The organism is Rhodanobacter sp. ANJX3 (assembly GCF_014200755.1).
Lineage (GTDB): Bacteria > Pseudomonadota > Gammaproteobacteria > Xanthomonadales > Rhodanobacteraceae > Rhodanobacter.
In genome coordinates this window covers 128,873-148,832 of record NZ_JACHCM010000007.1, presented here as the reverse complement: position 1 = coordinate 148,832, position 19,960 = coordinate 128,873, and the positions used below count along the sequence as shown (strand labels likewise).

Here is a 19,960-nt window from a genome sequence, read left to right as displayed (position 1 = left end):
GGAAGAACTGCGAGCGCCAGCTCAACACTAGCCTACAGTTCATCCATTTGGCCTTCCTGGCCCTCCTACTCAGAAGATCGTAAACAGGCTCTTAGAACCAGCGCGGCAGCAGGATCAAACCCCAGCTCAGCGTCACCAGCACCAGCAACACGAACACCGCGGCCGATCCCATGTCCTTGGCGCGGCCGGCCAGCTCGTGGAATTCGGGGCTGACCTTGTCCACTACCGCCTCGATGGCCGAATTGAGCAGCTCGGCCGACAGCACCAGCATCGGCGGAAAGACCAGCGCCAGCTTCTCCAGCGCGCCGTTGCCCAGCCACAGGCCAAGCGGAATCAGCGCAATGGCCAGACAGGCCTCCAGCCGGAACGACGCCTCGTGGCGCCAGCCCGCGCGCAAGCCTTTCATCGACCACTGGAACGCCATCCAGAGCTGCTTGGGACCACGAAAACCTTCGGCCGCCATCAGTCGACGTCGGTCAGCGGGAAAAAGGCAGCGGCCTGGCAAGGCGAGCGTCCAGACCGAGCGCCCTGGCGAACGGCATTCCGACCGCCGCGAAGCGTAACGAGATGAACGCAAAGATCAACGTAACGAGGCATACGGTCCCTGGTTCCAGAGGTTCTTCGAGGCAACGAGCGGCGAATCGACCCGGTTTCTGTCAAAAACGCGGCGGCCAATGATGCCACAAGCATCGAAGCGCAAGATTCGTCGCGCTCATCTGGACCGCGACCCAAAGCCGGACGAACCAGCTCGGCCCTGGTCCATACCTATGCTGCAGTGCTGCGACGCCAAAATGGCGAATGGGTTACGCTTCGGCGGATGTAACTTGTCCCAACGTCGTTTTGCACAGGGGATGCCGCGGCAGCGCCGGGGCCAGAACCACGTACTTCGAATCACGCACGGAAACTCCATGGCACTTCAGAATCCGCCCGTCTCGCAAACCCGCTCCTTCACCGCCGTCTTCCTGATTGAAATGTGGGAGCGCTTCGGCTTCTACGGCATGCAGGTGCTGATGGTCACCTTCTTGATGAAGAAACTCGGCTTCGTCGATACCAAGGCCAACCTGGTCTGGGGTGCGGCGGCCGCGTTGATCTATGCGACGCCAGCCATCGGCGGCTGGGTCGGCGACAAGCTGCTCGGCACGCGGCGCACCATGCTGATCGGCGCCACGGTGCTGGCGCTGGGCTACGCCATGCTTTGGATTCCAACCAACAACCCGTACATGGTGTATTGCGCACTGGGCGTCATCGTCGTCGGCAACGGCTTCTTCAAGCCGAACGCGGGCAACCTGGTGCGCAAGATCTACGAGGGCGACGAAACCCGCATCGATAGTGCCTTCACCATCTACTACATGGCGGTGAACATCGGCTCGATGATTTCGATGACGCTGACGCCGTGGATTCGCAACGTGGTCAGCGCGAAGTACGGCGACGACATGGGCTGGCACACCGCCTTTGGCGTGTGCTCGATCGGCCTGATCCTCGGCCTGATCAACTACGTGTTCATGCGTCGCGCGCTGGCGCATATCGGCTCGCCCGCGGACGAGCGTCCGATGGATCTTCGCCGCGCTCTGCCCGTTTTCGCGGCAGGCATCGTGCTGGTGTTCGTGGTCGCCTTTATCCTGCAGAGCCAGGCGGTCGCCAGAGCCTGCGTCTATACCGCCGGCGTGATCATTCTCGGCGTGTTTGCGCACCTGATCCGCAGCAGCCAGAAGAACGAGCGCGCTGGCCTCATCGCCGCGCTGGTGCTGACCGTACAGACGATCTTCTTCTTCATCTTCTACTCGCAGATGGCGACATCGCTGAACCTGTTTGCACAGCACAACGTGAATCTGTCGTTTGACCTGTTCGGCACACACCTTTTCACCTGGATTCCGGAGCAGTTCCAGAACCTTAACGCCATCTGGATCGTGATCCTCAGCCCGATCCTGGTACTGATCTACAACACGCTCGGCCGCGTCGGCAAGGATCCGTCCATCGCGTTCAAGTTTGCGCTCGGCTTCGCGGCTGTGGCGATCGGCTTTTTCATGTATGGCGTGGGCGCGCACTCCGCGGTCAATGGCCAGGTGTCGTCGTGGACCATGGTCTGGGGCTACGGCTGGTATTCGCTGGGCGAGATGCTGGTCAGCGGCCTGGGGCTGGCGATGATCGCGCGCTACGTGCCTTCGCGCATGGGTGGTTTCATGATGGGTGCGTACTACGTCGCCGTCGGCCTGTCGCAGTATCTGGGCAGCATGGTGGCCAACGCGGCGCATATCCCGGACAACATCACCGATCCGGTGCAGTCGCTGGCGATCTACGTGAGTCTGTTCAACAAGCTCGGCTTTGTCGGCATCGCCTGCGTAGTGATCGCGCTGGTCATGCTGCCGATCATGAACCGGCTGTCGGCCAGCCACTCCGACCCGGCGGTCAACCACCACCCGCTGCCCGCCGTTCACAGCGAAGAGTTCGACAACCGCGCCTGATGCCCGACTACCCGCACACCGCTGGTGTTGCGGGTATTGCTGGATGACGCACCCTTAAGAGGAAGCCATGACGCGACGTCCAGCCCAACGCATCGGCCCGTTTGCGCTGACGCGCACGCTGGCGTGGCTGCGCATCTGCGCCATCGCCGGCCAGAGCGTCGCCGTCCTTTTCTGCGCGTGGTGGCTGCATCTGCCGATTCCGCTGCTGCCGCTGCTGGTCGGCGTGGGCCTACTGGGCGTGTTTGCCGTGTTCGCGGCGTGGCGACTCCGCCAGCCCTGGCCGGTGCGCGAGTGGGAAACCGTCGGCCATATCGCCGCCGACATTGTGGTACTGGGTTACCTGCTGTATTTCACCGGTGGCGCCAGCAACCCCTTTATCACACTGCTTTTGGTGCCGATTGCGCTGAGCGCCGCGGCATTGTCGGCGCGCGCGCTGCTGACGGTGTCCGCGCTGGCCGCCGTTGCCTATGTGATTCTGCTTAACTGGCACGTGGCGTTGCCGATGCCCATGCACGAAAACCCACGCGGCGGTCTCACGATGAGCGAGGCCGGCACCGGTGTAAACCTGCTGATCAGCGCGCTGCTGCTCGGCTTTTTCATCAATCGGCTGTCGCACGCCCTGCGTCTGCAGCAGACCGAGGTGCAGCGCGTGCGCGAGCGGGCGCTGCGCGACGAAGGCATTCTGGCCATTGCCACGCAGTCGGCGGGTGCGGCGCACGAACTGAACACGCCGCTGTCGACCATGCTGACCTTGCTGCCCGAACTGCGCCGCGATTACGCCGCCGACCATTTGCTATCCGAAGACCTGCTGCTGCTGCAGGACCAGGTCAACCGCTGCCGCACGATTCTTCGCGAGATGGTGGCGTTCGGCAAGGCGCAGCTGTCGCAGGAATCCGAGCGACTGACCGTCACCCAGTTCATCCATGGCTGCCTGGAGCGCTTTCAGCTGCTGCGGCCTGAAGCCGACGTCTCGCTGGTGCTGGACGACAACACCGCCCGCACCGTGCTGCGCACCCCGCCCGGCTTGCGCCACGCCCTGCTCAACCTGCTCAACAATGCCGCCGATGCCTCTGCCAGCCGAAGTTCGCAGATGGTCGCACTGATCGTGGTGCGCGAGGGTAGCTGGCTGCAATTGTGCGTGCGGGACGAAGGGCCGGGCTTTGCCGTCACCGGCGAACTGGCCCTGCTTGGCGAGTCGCAGAAGCAGACCGGCCTGGGCATCGGCCTGGCCCTGGCAGAAGCCACGGCCGAGCGCCTCAACGGCGAGCTGATCGCCGGCAATACCGAGCACGGTGCAGAAATGTGTCTGCGCCTGCCGCTGGCCGTCATCGCCGACCGCTAAACCGCCGCTGGGCCGGGACGTGGCCACGACGACGTGAAAGCGACGCCACATAGGGTCACAATACACGCTGATCTGCCTGAAAGAAGCATAGCCATGAATGAATCCGCAGACATCGTACCGAACGCCGCCGCATCGGGAATCGCCGCACTGGCGTCAGCAACGATCACCCGGCCCCTGCTGCTGATCGACGATGACGCAACCTTCGTGCGCGTGCTCGCGCGCGCGCTGACCTCGCGCGGATTCGAAGTGCTCACTGCCACCGACTTCGACGAGGCGCGCGCGCTGTCGCGGCGACGCCATCCCCGCTACTGCGTACTCGACCTCAAACTGGGCGATGAAAACGGCCTGCGGCTGATCCCCGAACTGCACACGCTGGTACCCGATATCCGCGTCCTGCTGCTGACAGGCTACGCGTCGATCGCCACCGCCGTGGAAGCGATCAAGCGTGGCGCGCACGATTATCTGGCTAAACCCGTGGACGCCGACGCCGTAGTTCGTGCTCTGCTCGATGGCGACAACGCCGACGGTGAAGAGAACGATCCGCCCGAGGCTCCCGAAGCGCCGCTGGCACTTCGTCGACTGGAGTGGGAACACATCCAGCGCGTGCTGACCGAGTGCGACGGCAACATCTCCGAAACCGCCCGTCGCCTCGGCATGCATCGCCGCACCCTGCAGCGCAAGCTCAGCAAGCATCCGGTACGCGAGAGGCCGGAGCGCGAAGACTGAAGGTGAGCGCGCTGAACCATTTCTGATCCGCTATGTTTCAGTGCGAGCCAGCTGACCACCGATCAATCCGTCGTATCCTAGGCAGCTGACTCAACTGCAGGAACCGGCAATGGACAAGGTGTTTGCAACGGCGGCATCCGCTCTCGATGGCCTGCTGGCCGATGGCATGACCATCGCCGCCGGCGGTTTCGGCCTGTGCGGCATTCCGGAGAACCTGATCGGCGCGCTGCTCGCTGCCGGCACCAGGGAACTGACCATCGTCGGCAACAACGCCGGTGTAGACGATTTCGGCATGGGGCCGCTGCTGAAAACGCATCAGGTGAAGCGCGTTTACGCCTCTTACGTGGGCGAGAACAAGGAGTTCGAGCGTCAGGTGCTGGCCGGCGAGCTGGAGCTGCATCTGACGCCTCAGGGCACGCTGGCGGAAAAGCTGCGCGCCGGCGGTGCCGGCATTCCCGGTTTCTATACGCGCACCGGCTTTGGCACCAAGCTGGCGGAAGGCAAGGAAACCAAGGTCTTTGGCGACAAGGAATACGTGCTGGAGGAAGCGATCCACGCCGACCTGTCGATCGTCAAGGCGTGGAAGGGCGACGCCCACGGCAACCTGGTGTTTCGCGAAACCGCGCGCAACTTCAATCCGATGATCGCCACCTGCGGCAAGGTATGTGTGGCCGAAGTCGAACATCTCGTGGCCGTGGGCGAGCTCGAACCGGACAACATCCACGTGCCGGGCATCTACGTCGACCGCATCATTCAGGGCGAAAAATACGAAAAGCGCATCGAGTTTCGCACAGTGGCCGGCGCCAACACCGGTAAGGAAAGCCCGGTGCGTACGGCGATGGCCAGGCGTGCAGCCAAAGAACTGCGCGACGGCTTTTACGTCAATCTGGGCATCGGCATTCCTACCCTGGTGGCCAACTTCATTCCCGATGGCATCGACGTCACGCTGCAGTCGGAAAACGGCCTGCTCGGCATCGGTCCGTTTCCGACCGAAGACAAGGTCGATCCCGACCTGATCAATGCCGGCAAGCAGACCATCACCACGCTGCCGGGCTCGAGCTTTTTCTCCAGCGCCGATTCATTCGCGATGATTCGTGGCGGCCATATCGACCTGTCGATTCTCGGCGGCCTCGAAGTCTCCGCCACCGGCGATCTGGCCAACTGGATGGTGCCGGGCAAGATGGTCAAAGGCCCAGGCGGCGCAATGGACTTGGTCAGCGGCGTTAAGCGCGTCGTGGTGCTGATGGAGCACAACGCCAAAGACGGCACGCCGAAAATCCGCGAGGAGTGCGAGCTGCCGCTCACCGGCAAGCAGGTAGTCGACTTGATCATCACCGACCTGTGCGTGTTCGAAGTCGCCAAAGGTCAGGGGCTGACGCTGATCGAGCTCAACGAGGGCGTGACGGTGGACGAGGTGAAGCAGAAGACCGGCTGTGGCTTCAGCGTTGCCCCGAACTTGCAGCGTTAAGTCACAACCAAGATCATTGCGCGAATAGACGGCACGCGCAGCGAAGAGTGCAGCTCAGGCCTCGACGGGCTCCGCAGGCAGGGGCTTCGGAAAACGAATGCGCGCGACGTTTTCCTGTCCCGGCTTCGTCTGCAGCTCCAGCGGCCAGGAGAACCGATCGCTTATCCGCTGTGCGATGGCCAGCTCGAAACCATGGCGATCCGCGCCAAACACGCGCACGGGATGCGCCGTCACGCCGGCCGGATTGGGGTCGGCGTGGTTGCTCACCGTCACGGCACCGGGCAGCACGGTGATCACGACACGACCCTGCTCGGTCTGCTGACAGGCGTTGCGAATCAGCTGCCAGCACAGTACCGAGAAGACGCGGCGTGAGCCCTGCAAGGCAAAGCGCGCGGGCTCTTCCAGTTCGAGTTCGATCGGCCGGCCGGCGAGCAGCATGCGCGCGGCGTCGAGTTCGTGCACCAGCACGTCATTAACGACGAAGCGTTCGCTGTCCAGGCCAGTGTCGGCCTCGCGCGCCAGGACCAGCAAGGCATCGACGACCGTCTCCATTTCGCGCGTGGCGCGCTGGATACGGCGAACGGACCGCTCGCCGAAATCGCTGAGATTTTCCTCGTCGGCCAACATGTCGATCGACATCTTGATGACGGTCAGCGGACTGCGCAGCTCATGGCTGGCATCGCGGGTGAAGTTGCGCTCGCGCTGGTTGTAGTCGGCAATACGGTTCACCAGCCCGTACAAACCTTTGTGCAATTGCGCAATGTCTGCATCGGTGCCGCGCGCCAGCTTGTCCGGGCTAAGCAGGTTCGAGTCGCCGCTGGACTCGTCCCAATTGGCGAGTGCGACGGCAAGCGCGCTGATCGGTCGCCATTCGCGTTGCGTCGCCATGAAACCCAGCACGATCACGATGATCATGACCGCTAGCACCGCAGCCAGTGGTGCGACGTTGTACACGCCCATCACGCACGTGATCACCACCGCAACCAGCTGCAGCGTAAACACCCACGCGATGCGGCGCTTGAAGGCGCCGGTGCGGAATGTTGTTACGGCGTCGGCCTTGCTCGTCATTTACTTGACCATCGTGGACATGCCGAAATAGGCATTAAGCCGACTGCGTGGACGATGCCACCTCCGACTCCAATTCGGCGAGACGATAGCCTGCCGAATGGATGGTGTGTAACAGGGGCTGTGCGAAGGGTTTGTCGATGACGCGGCGCAGGTTGTACAAATGCGAGCGCAGCGTGTCGGAATCAGGCAGCGTATCGCCCCAGATTTCGCGTTCGATATCGCGCCGGCTGACCACACGCGGCGACTCGCGCATGAGGATCGCCAGCAGCTTCAGCCCAATCGGCGACACGGTCAGCTCCTGACCTTCGCGAGTCAGACGCAGCGTGGCGGTGTCGAGCGTCATGTCGCCGACGGTGAGGATTTCGGTCGACACCTGGCGGCGGTCGCGGCGAATCAGCGCACGCAGACGCGCTTCGAGTTCGCGAACCTCGAACGGCTTGACCAGATAATCGTCTGCGCCGGCTTCCAGGCCGACCAGCTTGTCGTCCAGCGTGTCGCGCGCGGTAAGCATGAGCACGGGCGTGGACTTCTTCGCCTCCTTGCGCAGCTTGCGGCACACTTCCAGCCCATCCAGGCCCGGCAGCATCAGATCGAGCACGATCACGTCGTAGCTGTTGGACACGGCAAGGTGCAGGCCGCTCACACCGTCGGCGGCGTAATCCACCGAATAACCGCGGCGCTCGAGAAACTCGCCCACCATCTCGGCGATCTGGCGGTTGTCTTCGACCAGCAGAATCAGTCCGGCTTGATCTTCATGTACGGTCATATCGTGTCCTCATCGCTCTGGCTTCGGTCTCGTGGAGCTTCACAAATGTGAAGACCGGAGATTAAACGCCCCTACGGTGATCGGAACGTGAATCGAGGCGCGGTCATGCAAATACCCGCGATGCGGCATTCCATTCGACGCGGTCCGCATCACTTCAGCAGAGGGGCAAGCTGCGTCCATACGGTGTCGAGCACCTGCGGTTCGGCGCTCGCCACGGGGTGCAACCCGTCGTCCTGCATCTTCGACGGGTCGAGCGCCACGCCCTCGAGCAGGAACGGCACCAGAGCGGTGTGCTTCGTCCTGGCCAGATCCGCGTAAATCGCGCGCAGGCCGTCGCGATACTGCGGGCCGTAGTTCACCGGCAGCTCGATGCCCAGCAGCAGCACGCGAATCTTCGCCTTCTGCGCCGCATCGATCATGGCCGACAGATTGTCGCGCAGGGCCGACAGCGGAAGACCCTGCAGGCCGTCGTTCGCTCCCAGTTCGATCACAAGCACTGACGGATGATATTTCTGCAGCAGCGTCGGCAAACGGTTGCGCCCGCTCAGCGACGTTTCACCGCTGATGCTGGCATTGACCGCGGCGGCCTTCGGCACCATGTTCGACAGGCGCGCATCCAGCAGCGATACCCAGCCGGATTCGATCGGTATGTTGTGCGCAGCAGACAGCGAATCGCCCAGCACCAGTACGGTTCTTACAGCTGGCGTTTTCGCCGACTGCGCTACCGCCCCACCGATACCACCCAACAACAGCCCGCAACACATCATCCAACCAAGGCATCGACGCATGACTGATTCTTCCCGCGCGCTTCTAGAAACCCGCGATGTTAGCAAGTCGGTCAGCGGTCCCGAGGGAAAGCTCGACATTCTGCAAAACGTCAGCCTGCAGATTCAGCCCGGGGAAAGCTTCGCCATCGTCGGCGCGTCGGGCTCCGGCAAAACCACCTTGCTCGGCCTACTGGCTGGGCTGGACACGCCGAACAGCGGCAGCATCATTCTCGACGGCAACGTGCTGGAGCGGATGGACGAAGAGGCGCGCGCGGACCTGCGCCGGCGTCTGGTCGGTTTCGTGTTCCAGTCGTTCCATCTGCTGCCCGCGCTGACCGCCGAAGAGAACGTGATGCTGCCGCTGGAGCTCGAAGGCAGCAGCGATGCGCGCACGCACGCACGCGCAGCGCTGGAAGCGGTGGGGCTTACCGCGCGTCGCAAGCACTATCCCGCCCAGCTCTCGGGCGGCGAGCAGCAGCGCGTGGCGATCGCGCGCGCCTTCGTGCACAGCCCGCGCGTACTGTTTGCCGACGAGCCGACCGGCAACCTCGACCAGCGCACCGGCCATCACATCTGCGACATGCTGTTCGCGCTCAACCGCGATCACCACACGACGCTGGTACTGGTCACCCACGATGCCACGCTGGCGGCACGCTGCGATCGCCGGATCGAGTTGGAGGAGGGCCGCGTCGTGCCTTCGTCGGATCCCGCCAGCGTCGTGAGCGCTCGCGCATGAAACTATTTCTGCTTGCCCTGCGCACCGTACGCCGTGAATGGCATCTGCCCGAGCTGCGCACGTTGGCCGCCTCGCTGGTGTTGGCCGTGGTCGCGCTCGGCGTCGTCGCCACGCTGTCGACCCGGATCGAACGCGGCATGCTCGCGAGCGCCGCCGAACTGATCGGTGGCGACATCGGTATCGAATCGCCGCAGGACTTGCCCGACACGTTTGCCGACGAAGCGCGCCGGCGCGGTTTGAACGCGACGGTCAACGCCAGCTTTCCCAGCGTGGCCTTCGCCAACCAGAAAACGCAGCTGCTCGACGTGCAGGCCAGCGACCCGCACTACCCGCTGCGCGGCACGCTGGAGCTTGGCGACGCCAGCGGTCATTCGCATATCGGCCACGCGCCGCCGGCCGGTAGTGTCTATCTCGATCACCGCGCGCTGGTGGCGCTGAACCTCAAGGTCGGCCAGACGCTGCAGCTCGGTGGACGCCAGCTGACCATTGCTGCCGAACTGTTGCGACAACCCGACGGCGGCGAACTGTTCGCGCTGGCACCGCGCGCGTTGATGAGCCTTACCGATGCCGAACAGGCCGGGCTGCTCGGCGTCGGCAGCCGCGCACGCCATCGCCTGCTGCTGGCCGGCGACCCGTCGGCGGTGCAGAGCTGGCGGAACTGGGTGCAGTCGAGCAAGCTGCCGCAGGGCGCCGAGCTGATCACTACCGAACAGACGCAGGAACGCATGCGCACCGCCTTCGACCGCGCGGGCGCGTTTCTGCGACTGACAGCCCTGCTGTCCGCGCTGTTGGCCGGCGTGGCCATTGCGCTGGCCGCGCAGCGCTACGCCCGGCGCAAGACCGCCGAAGTGGCGCTGCTGCGCGCACTGGGCACCTCGCGCAAGCGCGTGCTCGGCCTGCTGGTCTACACGCTTGCCGCACTCGCCGTGCCGGCCGCGGTCGTCGGGCTCGTCCTTGCGCTCGGGCTGTCCCAGCTTGCCTGGATGTTCGCCAGCCAGCTGTTCGGCAGCGTGCCGACCGTGCTACCGATCGGTCCGTCGTTCGCAGCGGCGGCGATGGGCATCGCGGTGCTGATCGGCTTTGCCCTGCCGCCACTGGCACGGCTGGCCGAAGTGCCGCCAGTGGCGGTGTTTCGTCAAAGCATGGAGCGGCGCGTGCGGCGCTTCGATGCGCTGTATCTGATTCCGCTGGTGGTGGCGCTGGCACTGATCTGGACGCAGAGCGGCTCGGTGCAGCTGGCCGGCATTCTCGCCGCCAGCCTGTTCGGTGTGGCGATCGTGGCGGCACTGCTGGCGGCGCTGCTGCTGTTTGTCGCACGCCGCGTGGCGCCGGGTGCGCATCCGGCGCTGCGGCTCGGGCTCGCCGCGCTGGCGCGGCGGCGCACGCTGAGTCTGATCCAGGCCACGGCACTGAGCCTCGGCCTATGCGCACTGCTGCTGCTCGCCGTCGTCGCGCCGTCGCTGCTGCAGGGCTGGCGGCAGGAACTGCCCAGCGACACGCCGAACTGGTTCGCGCTGAACCTGCAGGACGACCAGCGCGCCGGCTTCGACAAAGCGCTCGCCGCCATCGGCGGCAGCAAACTCAACATGGCGCCGCTGGCGGTAGGCAAGCTCACCGCGATCAACGGCAAGCCGGTCGATGCGATCACCTTCCCCGACGAACGTTCGAAGGATTCGGCCGACCGCCAGCTGCGCCTGTCCTGGGCCAGCGAACTCCCGCCGGCCAACCAGATCGTTGCCGGCCAGTGGCCGCCGGCGCATCCGGCGCAGGCCGTGGTCTCGATCGACACGATGTGGCGCGACATGTTTTCGCTGAAGATCGGCGACACGCTGAGTTTCAACGTCGGCGAAGGCAACCTCGATGCAAAGGTCGGCAGCATCCGTAAGGTCGACTGGAGCTCGTTCCGGGTCAATTTTTTCCTGCTGCTCGATCCCGACCACGCCAGCAGCCTGCCGCATACCTGGCTGGCCAGTTTCTACCTGCCGCGCACTCAGGCAACCCAGCTGGCCCAGCTGTCGCGCACGTACAGCAACCTCAGCCTGATCGACGTCGACGCCCTGCTCGACCGCGTGCGCGAGATCGTCGATCGCGTAGGCAATGCGGTGCGCTGGATACTTGGCTTCAGCCTGCTCGCTGGCGCCCTGGTACTGTCCGCGGCGCTGGCCGCCAGTGCTGCCGAACGTCGTCATGAAGCAGCCCTGCTGCGTACGCTGGGCGCGCGCCGCAACCAGCTGCGCGCGGCGGCAGCCTGCGAATTCGCCCTGCTCGGCCTCGTCGCCGGACTCACCGCTGCGCTGGGCGCCGCGGGTGCCGGTCTGTGGATGGGCCATGCCGTATTCCATATCGACGGCTTCGTGCCACCGCTGTGGCCGCTGGCGTTGGGTGCGCTGGGCGCAGCCCTAGTGGTCATGCTGCTCGGGCTGGCCGGCACGCGCAAGGTCACGCGGACATCTCCTATGCGTTTGCTTCGCGAGGGATAGGTAAACTACTGCCGCTGATCTTTCTCCATCATCACGGCAGCGCGCGGAAAGCACCTATGTATACGCTCTATTATTCGCCGGGCACGGCCAGCATGGTCGTGCATCTGGCGCTGCTGGAAATCGGCGCCCCGCATGAGCTGCGGCTGGTCGACTTTGAAGCCGACGAGCAGCACGACGCCGAATATCTGAAGCTCAACGCCGGTGGCGTCGTGCCCACGCTGGTGATCGACGGCCGCGCGCTGACCGAGTCTGCGGCGCTGCTGATGATGCTGGCCGAGCGTCACCCGGAGACGAAGCTGGCACCCGCGCCTCGCACACCTGAGCACGATGCCTGGACGCAGTGGATCGTCTATCTCAGCAATACGCTGATGTCGACCTATCGGCTTTGGTTTTACCCAGCCGAACTGGGCAGCAGCGAGCACGATCCGGCGATACGCGCAGCGTTGCAGAAAAAAATCGAAAGCGTGTGGGACCGGCTTGAGACGCATCTGAAAAATCATGGTCCGTACCTGCTGGGTGCGGAATTTTCCGGCGCAGACCTGCTACTGGCGATGCTGATGCGCTGGTCGCGCAACATGCCTCGACCGGTAAGCGAATGGCCGGCATTGAGTCGGCTGGCCGACCTCATCCGCGCGCGCCAGAGCTGGCAAAAGCTTTACGCGATCGAAGGGCTGAGCGGATGGTGATGACGCCATTGACTGCAGGCGCGCTGTCGCATGAGTAACTCGGCAGTGTCCAAAACCGTACGCCTTACCTGGCACCAAAAACTGAAAAGCGAGTGGTTGCTGGTGGTATTCGGCACGCTGACGATTTTGCTGGCCCTGATCGATCCGCAGCCGCTGTCGCGTTATCACCAATGGCTGCAGCTGCCCACGCTGGCCGGCCTGATGGGCTTGCTGATCGCCATTCAGGGCATCCGCGACAGCGGACTGGTGCAGCGCGCGGCCGTCGGTGTGGTGGCGCGGGCGCATTCGCTGCGCGGGCTGGGCCTGCTGCTGGTCGCCGCCACGGCGATAGTGTCGATGGTGCTGACGAACGACGTAAGCCTGTTTCTGATCGTGCCGCTGACTGTCGCCATCGGCGGCATGTCCAACCTGCCCGTGCTGCGCATGGTGGTGCTGGAGGCGTTGGCGGTGAACGCCGGCTCCACCCTGAGCCCGATCGGCAACCCGCAAAACCTGCTGTTGTGGCAACACGCGAAGATGCCGTTTCTGCATTTCGTGCTGGGTATGCTGCCGGCCGCCGTGGTGATGTTTGCACTGCTGGCGGCATTCACCCTGCTCTGGCTGCCGCGCGGCAGCATCGAGCTGAGCAGAGAAAAGATGGACGGCCAAACGATTTCTCGCCGACTGGGCATGGCGTCGATGCTCGCGCTGGCCGGCATGGTGGTGGCGATGGAATACGACCAGGCGGCGCTGGGAGCGGCCGCGCTGCTGGCGCTGTTTGCGCTGCTGGCGCGCGCCAGCCTGGCGCGCATCGACTGGCTTTTGTTGGTGACGTTTGCCGCGATCTTTCTGGGACTGGGCCACTTCGCCGAGCTCCCGCTGATTGAGCACGCGCTGGATCAGTTCGATTTCAAACAGCCGCTGACGGTGTTCCTCGGCGGCATTCTCGCCTCGCAGGTGATCAGCAACGTGCCGGCGACCGTGCTGCTGCTCGACCGCACGCCCGATGCGATCGCTCTGGCCGTGGCGGCGAACGTCGGCGGCTTCGGCCTGGCGATTGGCTCATTGGCCAACTTGATCGCGCTGCGGCTCGCGAAGCAGCCGCACGGGCTGCGACTGCTTCATCTGGTCTCGATTCCGTTTCTGCTGGTGAGCGCGCCGCTGGTATATCTGGCGTGGCGCCTCTTGGGCTGAAGTCCGCGCGACTCAATCGTCGTCGCGCGGCAGGCTGAGCTTGCCCTTGACGCGCGCATGGATGACGTCACCGCTGCCCATCGCGCCGAGGCTGAAGCTGCCGCCGACGTCCTTGACGCCCAGGTCGCCCGAGCCCAGCGTGTCGGCATGCACGCTGCCAGCGACCTTGCGCAGCATGACGTCGCCCGAACCGATGCTGCCGATTTTTGCGTCGCCCTTGATGCCTTCGATCTTGACGTCGCCCGATCCCACCGACGTCAGCTCGAGGCTGCCGATGTCGTTGGCATCGATGTCGCCGGCTCCCAAGCTGGCGGTGTACTTGCCCGCGACATGGCGTACATGAAGATCGCCGGAATTCACGTGACTCTGCAGCTGCTGCACGCCATTGACCGTGGCATTGCCCGAACCCACCCCCAGCGTTACCGGCATGCGCGCCGGTAGCTGCATGTTGATATCCAAATACGCATAGGAGCTGCCAAAAATATTCGAGGGCGCTTGACTGTCGGCGCCGATGTCGATCAGCAGCTGATCGCCGGCGAGCTTCTGGCTGACCTGCAGGCTGTTGAGCACCGCGTTGTCCGACGTGCAGGCGTGGCCTGTAATGATCAGCTTCTGCGCCGCGTTGTTGGCGATCAGGTGCAGGTTGTGGCTATGCACTTCGATCTGCACCGCTTTCACGCCGGCCAGATTGATCTGCATGCTGCGCGGCGCCTGGTATTTGCACGGCGCCGCCGCGAAAGCGGATACCGGGGCCAGCAATAAAACGGCGATAAAAAGACGGCGCATGGTGGAATCCGTAACGAGGCAATGCTCGTAGGATGCCACCGTAAGCAGAAAGGTTGCACGCTTGCGTGTCGCTCGTATGCCGTGATCGTGCGCGGGCGCATGAAATTCCCGATGAAATCGGTGCAATCGGCGGGTTACTTGCGCTCGATCGCCTTGGCGCGCTGCCAGAGCGCTTCCTGTGCGGCAAGATCTTGCTGTGCGAAATGCTCGCCATCGGCGGCAGCTAGCCGCTCCATCTGGCGAAAGCGCCGCTCGAACTTGGCGTTGGCGTGCCGCATCGCGCGCGAGAAATCGACCTTGGCGTGCCGCGCCAGATTCACCATCACGAACAGCACGTCACCGATCTCGTCTTCCAGCCGCGCGGAATCGGCACCGGCAGCGAACTCGGCGCGCACCTCGTCCACTTCTTCGGCCAGCTTGGCCAGTACCGACGATGGCTCGGGCCAGTCGAATCCCACGCTGGCGGCGCGCTCCTGCAATTTGCGCGCACGCTGCCATTCCGGCAGGCCGGACGAAACACCCGCCAGTGCGCTCTCGTCGACGGATGCTCCCTTGGCCAGGCGCTCGGCCGTCTTGATGTCTTCCCAGGCCTGTTTGCGTTCGGCTTCGTCGACAAATTGCGTGTCGCCAAACACGTGCGGATGGCGGCGCGTCATCTTGCGGCCGATCGCATCGGCCACGTCGGCAAAGTCGAACAGACCTTTTTCCTTCGCCATCTGCGCGTGGAAAACCACCTGCAGCAGCAGATCGCCCAGCTCGTCGCGCAGATCGTCCCAGTCGCCGCGATCGATCGCATCGACGACTTCGTAGGCTTCTTCCAAGGTGTATGGCGCAACGGAAGCAAAGTCCTGCTTCACATCCCACGGGCAGCCGCCGTCGGGATCGCGCAATCGCGCCATGATCGCCAGCAGATCGTCGAGGCTGTAGCGCGTCGTTTCAGTCATCGGGTTTGCTTCGGTGATTCGAAATGGAGCGCAGCGGCTACACGTAGCCGGTGCTGCGCAGGCGCGCGGCCCAGTCCACGCGGGTATCGCCGACGGCGATGAATTCGGGATTGAGCAGCGACTCGCCGCGGTTGTAGGTAAACGGCATGCCGTACAGATCGAGCACCGCGCCGCCGGCTTCCTGCAGCACGCATTGCGCCGCCGCCGTATCCCACTCGCTGGTCAGGCCGAGTCGCAAGTAGACGTCCGCGTCGCCACGCGCAATCAGACAGAACTTCAGCGACGAACCGAGCGGCAGCAGCTGATGGTCTTCACCCAGCAAAGTTTTCAGCATGGCGGTCTGCTCGCTGCCGTGCGAGCGGCTGCCGGCCAGTACCGGCGGCTGCGCCAGCGCACGCGCATGAATGCGCTGCCATTCGCCCCCTGCCTGCACCTGCAGCCACGCACCGCTGCCCTGCTCGGCGATGTACAGCTCGCCGGTGACCGGCGCCAGCACCACGCCGAGCACCGTATGCCGATCGTCGATCAGCGCGATGTTGACGGTGAACTCGCCGTTGCGTTTGACGAATTCGCGCGTGCCGTCGAGCGGGTCGACCAGCCAGTAGCGCGACCAGTGCTGGCGCTGCGACCAAGCCAGCGCTTTGGCCTCTTCGGACACGATCGGCAGAGCCGGGTCAAGCTTGGACAGCCCATCCAGGATCACCTGCTGGGCGGCCAGATCGGCGGCGGTAAGCGGCGATGCGTCGGCCTTGGTCTGCACCGAAAAATCGCTGCCGTAGATGGCCATGATGGCTTCGCCGGCGGCGCGCGCGATGTCGCCGATCTGCCGCGCGAACTCGGGTTCCGCACTCATCGAAATACACTCATGCGCGTCGACTCACTGACGCTTGAAGCGGCCGGCGAGATATTCGCGGGCCATGAAGAGCGCTGCGATCGAGCGACCTTCGGTCACGTCATCACGGCCGATGAGCGTATGCAGCTCGGACATCTTCCACGGCACCACGTCGAGCTCTTCCGGCTCGTCGCCGATCAGGCGCTCGGCATACAGATCCTGCGCCAGCACCACATGTGCCATGTGTGTCATATACGACGGCGATAACGAAAGATTGTGCAAGATGGTGAGCTTGCGCGCGCCAAAGCCCACCTCCTCCTTCAATTCGCGATCCGCACCCTGCTCGGCGGTTTCATCCTGATCCAGCCGACCTTTTGGCAGCCCCAGTTCGTAGCGGCCGACGCCGGCGCCATATTCGCGCACCAGCAGCACGGTCTCATCGTCCTGCATCGGTACGATGATCACGGCACCGAGCCCGCTGCTTTTCAGCCGCTCGTAAGTGCGGCGTTCGCCGTTGGAAAACTCCAGATCGAGCTGTTCGGCGCGCAGGAAATGGCTGTTCGCGATGTCTCGCGTGGCGTGGATGATGGGTGGTTTGCGCATCGCTGCATTCTAGCCTGCTGCCGGAAGAATGCGCCGCTGCGAGCCGCGACATACGCGTCACCAGGGAATGAATGTTCGCCGTACCCGTGTGCGTATGCACATGGCTTGATCGCGGCGTATCGACAGGCAAAGCACGCAGCCCCTCACTTCCTTATCTTGCGACGCAGCATGTAAATCACGGATATCCATGGAATTTTTGTTTGACGACCAAGAGGGCTGAATGGATACTCCCGCGTACGGGCGCTGATGCTGGGAGATTGCCGGGGGGCAGCGATGCGGTGGCCGTGAGGTCCGACTGACATCCATCCATAGGGGATTTGCATGCGCACGTTACGTCTTGCCTTTCAAGCCGCGTTGACCACCTTGCTGCTTTCCATCGCCGTGTCCGCGGGCGCCAAAACCGCTGCCGCCAGCAGCAGTGGTTACACCCAGACCCGCTATCCGATCGTGCTGGTCCATGGCCTGTTCGGCTTCGATCAGCTGTTCGGCACCATTGACTACTTTTACGGCATCACCGACGGGCTGCGCAGCGGCGGCGCCACCGTCTACGTAGTCGAGCTCAGCCAGCTCGGCAATGACATCACCCGCGGCAACCAGCTCGTGGCCCAGCTGGAAAATCTGCAGGCGGTCTACGGTTACAGCAAGTTCAATCTGATAGGCCACAGCCAGGGCGGCCTCGACGTCCGCTACGCTGCGGCCGTACGTCCCGATTTGGTCGCCTCGGTAAGCACGTTCGGCACACCGCATACCGGCAGCGCCGTCGCGGATGGCATCGTGACACTGGCACCCGCGGGCAGTCCGCAGCGCGCGCTGGCGGTGGCGTTCACTACGGCGCTAGCGAATCTGATCGACACCTTCTCCGGCGGCAACAATCCGCAGAATGCAATTGCCGCGCTGACCCAACTTTCCACCAGCGGTACGGCGCAATTCAACGCGCAGTTTCCCGCCGGTATGCCCACCTCACCGTGCGGGTCCGGTGCGGCGGTTGTCAACGGCATCCGCTACTACTCCTCCGGCGGGACCTCGGTACTGACCAATGTGCTCGACCCCTCCGATGTGCTGCTTGGCATCGGCAGCACCTTTTTTAACGGCAGCGCCAGCGACGGCCTGGTCGGGCAATGCTCCAGCCACTGGGGCACGGTGATCCGCGACAACTACGGCTGGAATCACCTGGACGAGGTCAACCAGCTGCTCGGATTGCGCGGCGTGTTTTCATCCGACCCCGTAGCGGTGTACCGCGATCAGGCCAATCGCCTGAAAGATTTGGGACTTTGACGCCACGCCGCCGGCTACGTTTGGTGATGAGTACGCTGGCGCTGATCGGCGCGACGGCGCTGGTACGCTACGGCATCGCTCACATGGGCCCGGCGGAAACACCAGTTACGCCATCGCCAGCCGCGACGATCGCCGACACGCTGCAGGCATCGTCGCGCGAATCGGCCCCACCGCTTTTTGCCGCACAGCGTCGTGATCCGCACGACGTGCTTGCCAACGGCTCGCTGCGCGGCACTGAGCCGGACGGTGGTGTGAGTGTGGGCTTTGGCGGCCATCTCAAACCGGACATGGCCCTGCGCCGCCTGTTCGACTATTACCTCGTACTTCTGGGCGAAACCGATCTTTCGAGCATCCGTACCCTGCTGCACGACGACCTGCTGCGACGACGGCTCGATCCGCCGCTGATCGACGAAGTGATGGCGAGCTTCGATCGATACACGCACTATCAGCAGGCGGCTGTGGCGCTCGCCAACCAGCCCGGCCTGTCGATGGAACAGCAGCTGACGCAGGTCACCGCACTGCGGCGGCAGATGCTGGGCGATGAAACGGCCGAAGCGTTTTACGGTGACGAGCAGCGCCGGCAACAGCAATCCCTGCAGCGGCTGGCGATCCAGTCCGATACCAGCCTTTCGCCGGCAGAGAAGGCGCGGCGTCTGCAGGCGCTGGATGCAGCGCTGCCGGCGGCCGAGCAGGAAGCCCAGGCGCAGGTCTCGCTGGGCACGACGGTGCAGGAACAGACCGAGGCCTTCGACGCCGCGCAAACCGATGCCGATACGCGCCACGCCGAACGCGCGCAATTATTCGGCGATGCGGCCGCCGATCGCCTGCAGCAGCTCGATCAAAGCCGCGCGCAGTGGCAGGCGCGGCTCGATGCCTACACGCAGCAGAGTCAGGCCATTCAGGCCGACAGCACGCTCACCAGCGCACAGCAGCAGGCCGCACTGCAGCAGCTGCTGACCAGCAGCTTTCATGGCGGTGAACAAGTGCAGGTGCAAGCCATGCAGAGCAGTGGCTTGCTGGGCAAATCGAACTGAGCGCGCCGCGCGCTGCCCATCCTTCATGAGCTTACTGCCGGCGCAATCGATCCAGCGCCAGGGCGTGAATGGCCGGCGTGCCGGCCAGCACGCTGCGCGTATCCAGCGTCATCGGGCCGCCGTCGAGATCGGTAAACACGCCGCCAGCCTCGCGCACGATCACCACCAGCGCCGCGATGTCGAGGATGTTGACGTCCGACTCGATCACCAGATCGAGACTGCCGCGCGCGAGCAGATGGTAGTGACAGAAATCGCCGTAGCCGCGAATGCGGTTGCTGTCCCGGATCAACTGGCCGAGCGCATCCCAGCGCGCGTCGGCAGTAAGCGTCTTGACGTTGCCGATGGATAGGGACGCTTGGGCGATCGCGCTGGTGTCGGCAACGACGACGCGCTCGCCGTCGAGCCACACGCCGCCGCCTCGGCTGGCCCACATGGTCTCGCCGTAGATCGGTGCGCTGGAGACGCCGAGCACCAGCTCGTCACCGTCCATCAGCGCGATCTGGGTCGAAAAGAACGGCGTGCGCCGCACGAAACTCTTGGTGCCATCGAGCGGATCGACCAGCCACAGCAGGCCGCCGCGTTTGCCTTCCAGGCCAAACTCCTCGCCGTAGATCGCCGCCTCCGGCAATGCCGCCTGCAGAATTTTCCGGATGGCCTGTTCGGCTTCGCGATCGGCAATGGTCACCGGCGTGGCGTCGGACTTGATCTCGATCTCGACACCGCGGCGCCAGTAATGCCGGATGATTTCCGCGGCCGCTCCCGCAGCTTCGCGCGCGGCCGCCATGGCCTTGGTTGCAGTATCGGATGGCATC

The 19,960-nt window shown here is 64.1% G+C and carries 19 protein-coding genes and 1 pseudogene; 11 read left to right on the top strand and 9 right to left on the bottom strand.

Annotation, left to right across the window (positions count from 1 at the left end; all coding sequences use genetic code 11):
• Window positions 1–91 precede the first annotated feature (91 nt).
• Window positions 92–463, bottom strand: coding sequence for a diacylglycerol kinase (locus HDE76_RS17895; RefSeq protein ID WP_184509530.1), 372 nt, complete (start codon window positions 461–463; stop codon window positions 92–94).
• Window positions 464–908: 445 nt separating this feature from the next.
• On the opposite strand from HDE76_RS17895, the gene HDE76_RS17890 reads away from it, so the two are divergent.
• The 5 genes and pseudogenes from HDE76_RS17890 to HDE76_RS20830 all read left to right on the top strand — a co-directional run bounded on the left by HDE76_RS17890 (window position 909) and on the right by HDE76_RS20830 (window position 5,998).
• Window positions 909–2,462: an oligopeptide:H+ symporter gene (locus HDE76_RS17890; RefSeq protein WP_179477434.1), complete on the top strand. Its 1,554-nt coding sequence runs from the start codon at window positions 909–911 to the stop codon at window positions 2,460–2,462.
• Between the two features lie 67 nt (window positions 2,463–2,529).
• A complete protein-coding gene (locus HDE76_RS17885) occupies window positions 2,530–3,804 on the top strand; it encodes an ATP-binding protein (protein ID WP_184509528.1) in 1,275 nt (424 codons plus the stop codon).
• A gap of 93 nt (window positions 3,805–3,897) precedes the next feature.
• Complete coding sequence (locus HDE76_RS17880; RefSeq protein WP_255481661.1) at window positions 3,898–4,530, top strand: response regulator transcription factor; 633 nt, start codon at window positions 3,898–3,900, stop codon at window positions 4,528–4,530.
• Between the two features lie 109 nt (window positions 4,531–4,639).
• Window positions 4,640–5,275: pseudogene (locus HDE76_RS20835) on the top strand (CoA transferase subunit A); the annotation flags it as partial.
• A gap of 93 nt (window positions 5,276–5,368) precedes the next feature.
• Window positions 5,369–5,998: a 3-oxoacid CoA-transferase subunit B gene (locus HDE76_RS20830; RefSeq protein ID WP_255481667.1), complete on the top strand. Its 630-nt coding sequence runs from the start codon at window positions 5,369–5,371 to the stop codon at window positions 5,996–5,998.
• A 54-nt stretch (window positions 5,999–6,052) separates the two neighbouring features.
• Here the strand turns inward: HDE76_RS20830 and HDE76_RS17870 are convergent, their stop codons facing one another.
• The 3 genes from HDE76_RS17870 to HDE76_RS17860 all read right to left on the bottom strand — a co-directional run bounded on the left by HDE76_RS17870 (window position 6,053) and on the right by HDE76_RS17860 (window position 8,620).
• Window positions 6,053–7,066, bottom strand: coding sequence for a HAMP domain-containing sensor histidine kinase (locus HDE76_RS17870; RefSeq protein WP_184509524.1), 1,014 nt, complete (start codon window positions 7,064–7,066; stop codon window positions 6,053–6,055).
• Window positions 7,067–7,100: 34 nt separating this feature from the next.
• On the bottom strand, window positions 7,101–7,832 hold the full coding sequence (locus HDE76_RS17865; RefSeq protein ID WP_179477439.1) for a response regulator transcription factor: 732 nt from the start codon (window positions 7,830–7,832) through the stop codon (window positions 7,101–7,103).
• 149 nt (window positions 7,833–7,981) lie between these two features.
• Window positions 7,982–8,620 (bottom strand): arylesterase, encoded by a 639-nt coding sequence (locus HDE76_RS17860; RefSeq protein ID WP_184509522.1) that lies wholly within the window; start codon window positions 8,618–8,620, stop codon window positions 7,982–7,984.
• Between HDE76_RS17860 and HDE76_RS17855 the strand changes: the two genes are divergently transcribed.
• From HDE76_RS17855 to HDE76_RS17840, 4 genes are read left to right on the top strand one after another with little or no spacing between them, the layout of a single operon-like run.
• Window positions 8,619–9,335, top strand: coding sequence for an ATP-binding cassette domain-containing protein (locus HDE76_RS17855; protein WP_184509520.1), 717 nt, complete (start codon window positions 8,619–8,621; stop codon window positions 9,333–9,335). The genes HDE76_RS17860 and HDE76_RS17855 overlap by 2 nt on opposite strands.
• A complete protein-coding gene (locus tag HDE76_RS17850; RefSeq protein ID WP_179477442.1) occupies window positions 9,332–11,815 on the top strand; it encodes an FtsX-like permease family protein in 2,484 nt (827 codons plus the stop codon). The genes HDE76_RS17855 and HDE76_RS17850 overlap by 4 nt, the downstream gene beginning before the upstream one ends.
• A gap of 56 nt (window positions 11,816–11,871) precedes the next feature.
• Window positions 11,872–12,501: a glutathione S-transferase family protein gene (locus tag HDE76_RS17845; RefSeq protein WP_179477443.1), complete on the top strand. Its 630-nt coding sequence runs from the start codon at window positions 11,872–11,874 to the stop codon at window positions 12,499–12,501.
• Between the two features lie 30 nt (window positions 12,502–12,531).
• A complete protein-coding gene (locus tag HDE76_RS17840) occupies window positions 12,532–13,674 on the top strand; it encodes an SLC13 family permease (protein ID WP_184509518.1) in 1,143 nt (380 codons plus the stop codon).
• Between the two features lie 12 nt (window positions 13,675–13,686).
• Here HDE76_RS17840 and HDE76_RS17835 read toward each other — a convergent pair whose 3' ends face one another.
• From HDE76_RS17835 to nudE, 4 genes are all read right to left on the bottom strand, one after another.
• Window positions 13,687–14,460 carry a DUF4097 family beta strand repeat-containing protein gene (locus HDE76_RS17835; RefSeq protein ID WP_179477445.1) on the bottom strand — a complete coding sequence of 258 codons (774 nt, stop codon included), beginning with the start codon at window positions 14,458–14,460 and terminating at the stop codon, window positions 13,687–13,689.
• Window positions 14,461–14,594: 134 nt separating this feature from the next.
• Window positions 14,595–15,404: a nucleoside triphosphate pyrophosphohydrolase gene (mazG, locus tag HDE76_RS17830; RefSeq protein ID WP_179477446.1), complete on the bottom strand. Its 810-nt coding sequence runs from the start codon at window positions 15,402–15,404 to the stop codon at window positions 14,595–14,597.
• 37 nt (window positions 15,405–15,441) lie between these two features.
• Window positions 15,442–16,257, bottom strand: coding sequence for a 3'(2'),5'-bisphosphate nucleotidase CysQ (gene cysQ / locus HDE76_RS17825; protein ID WP_184509516.1), 816 nt, complete (start codon window positions 16,255–16,257; stop codon window positions 15,442–15,444).
• Between the two features lie 24 nt (window positions 16,258–16,281).
• Window positions 16,282–16,839 (bottom strand): ADP compounds hydrolase NudE, encoded by a 558-nt coding sequence (gene nudE / locus HDE76_RS17820; protein WP_184509514.1) that lies wholly within the window; start codon window positions 16,837–16,839, stop codon window positions 16,282–16,284.
• A gap of 321 nt (window positions 16,840–17,160) precedes the next feature.
• Between nudE and HDE76_RS17815 the strand changes: the two genes are divergently transcribed.
• The gene (locus tag HDE76_RS17815) at window positions 17,161–18,114 is read left to right on the top strand and encodes a triacylglycerol lipase (protein ID WP_184509512.1); all 954 of its coding nucleotides are present in this window, start codon (window positions 17,161–17,163) and stop codon (window positions 18,112–18,114) included.
• A 26-nt stretch (window positions 18,115–18,140) separates the two neighbouring features.
• Window positions 18,141–19,148 (top strand): lipase secretion chaperone, encoded by a 1,008-nt coding sequence (locus HDE76_RS17810; RefSeq protein ID WP_179477450.1) that lies wholly within the window; start codon window positions 18,141–18,143, stop codon window positions 19,146–19,148.
• A gap of 31 nt (window positions 19,149–19,179) precedes the next feature.
• On the opposite strand, the gene HDE76_RS17805 is transcribed toward HDE76_RS17810, so the two are convergent.
• Window positions 19,180–19,959, bottom strand: coding sequence for an inositol monophosphatase family protein (locus HDE76_RS17805; protein ID WP_179477581.1), 780 nt, complete (start codon window positions 19,957–19,959; stop codon window positions 19,180–19,182).
• Between the last annotated feature and the right edge of the window lies 1 nt (window position 19,960).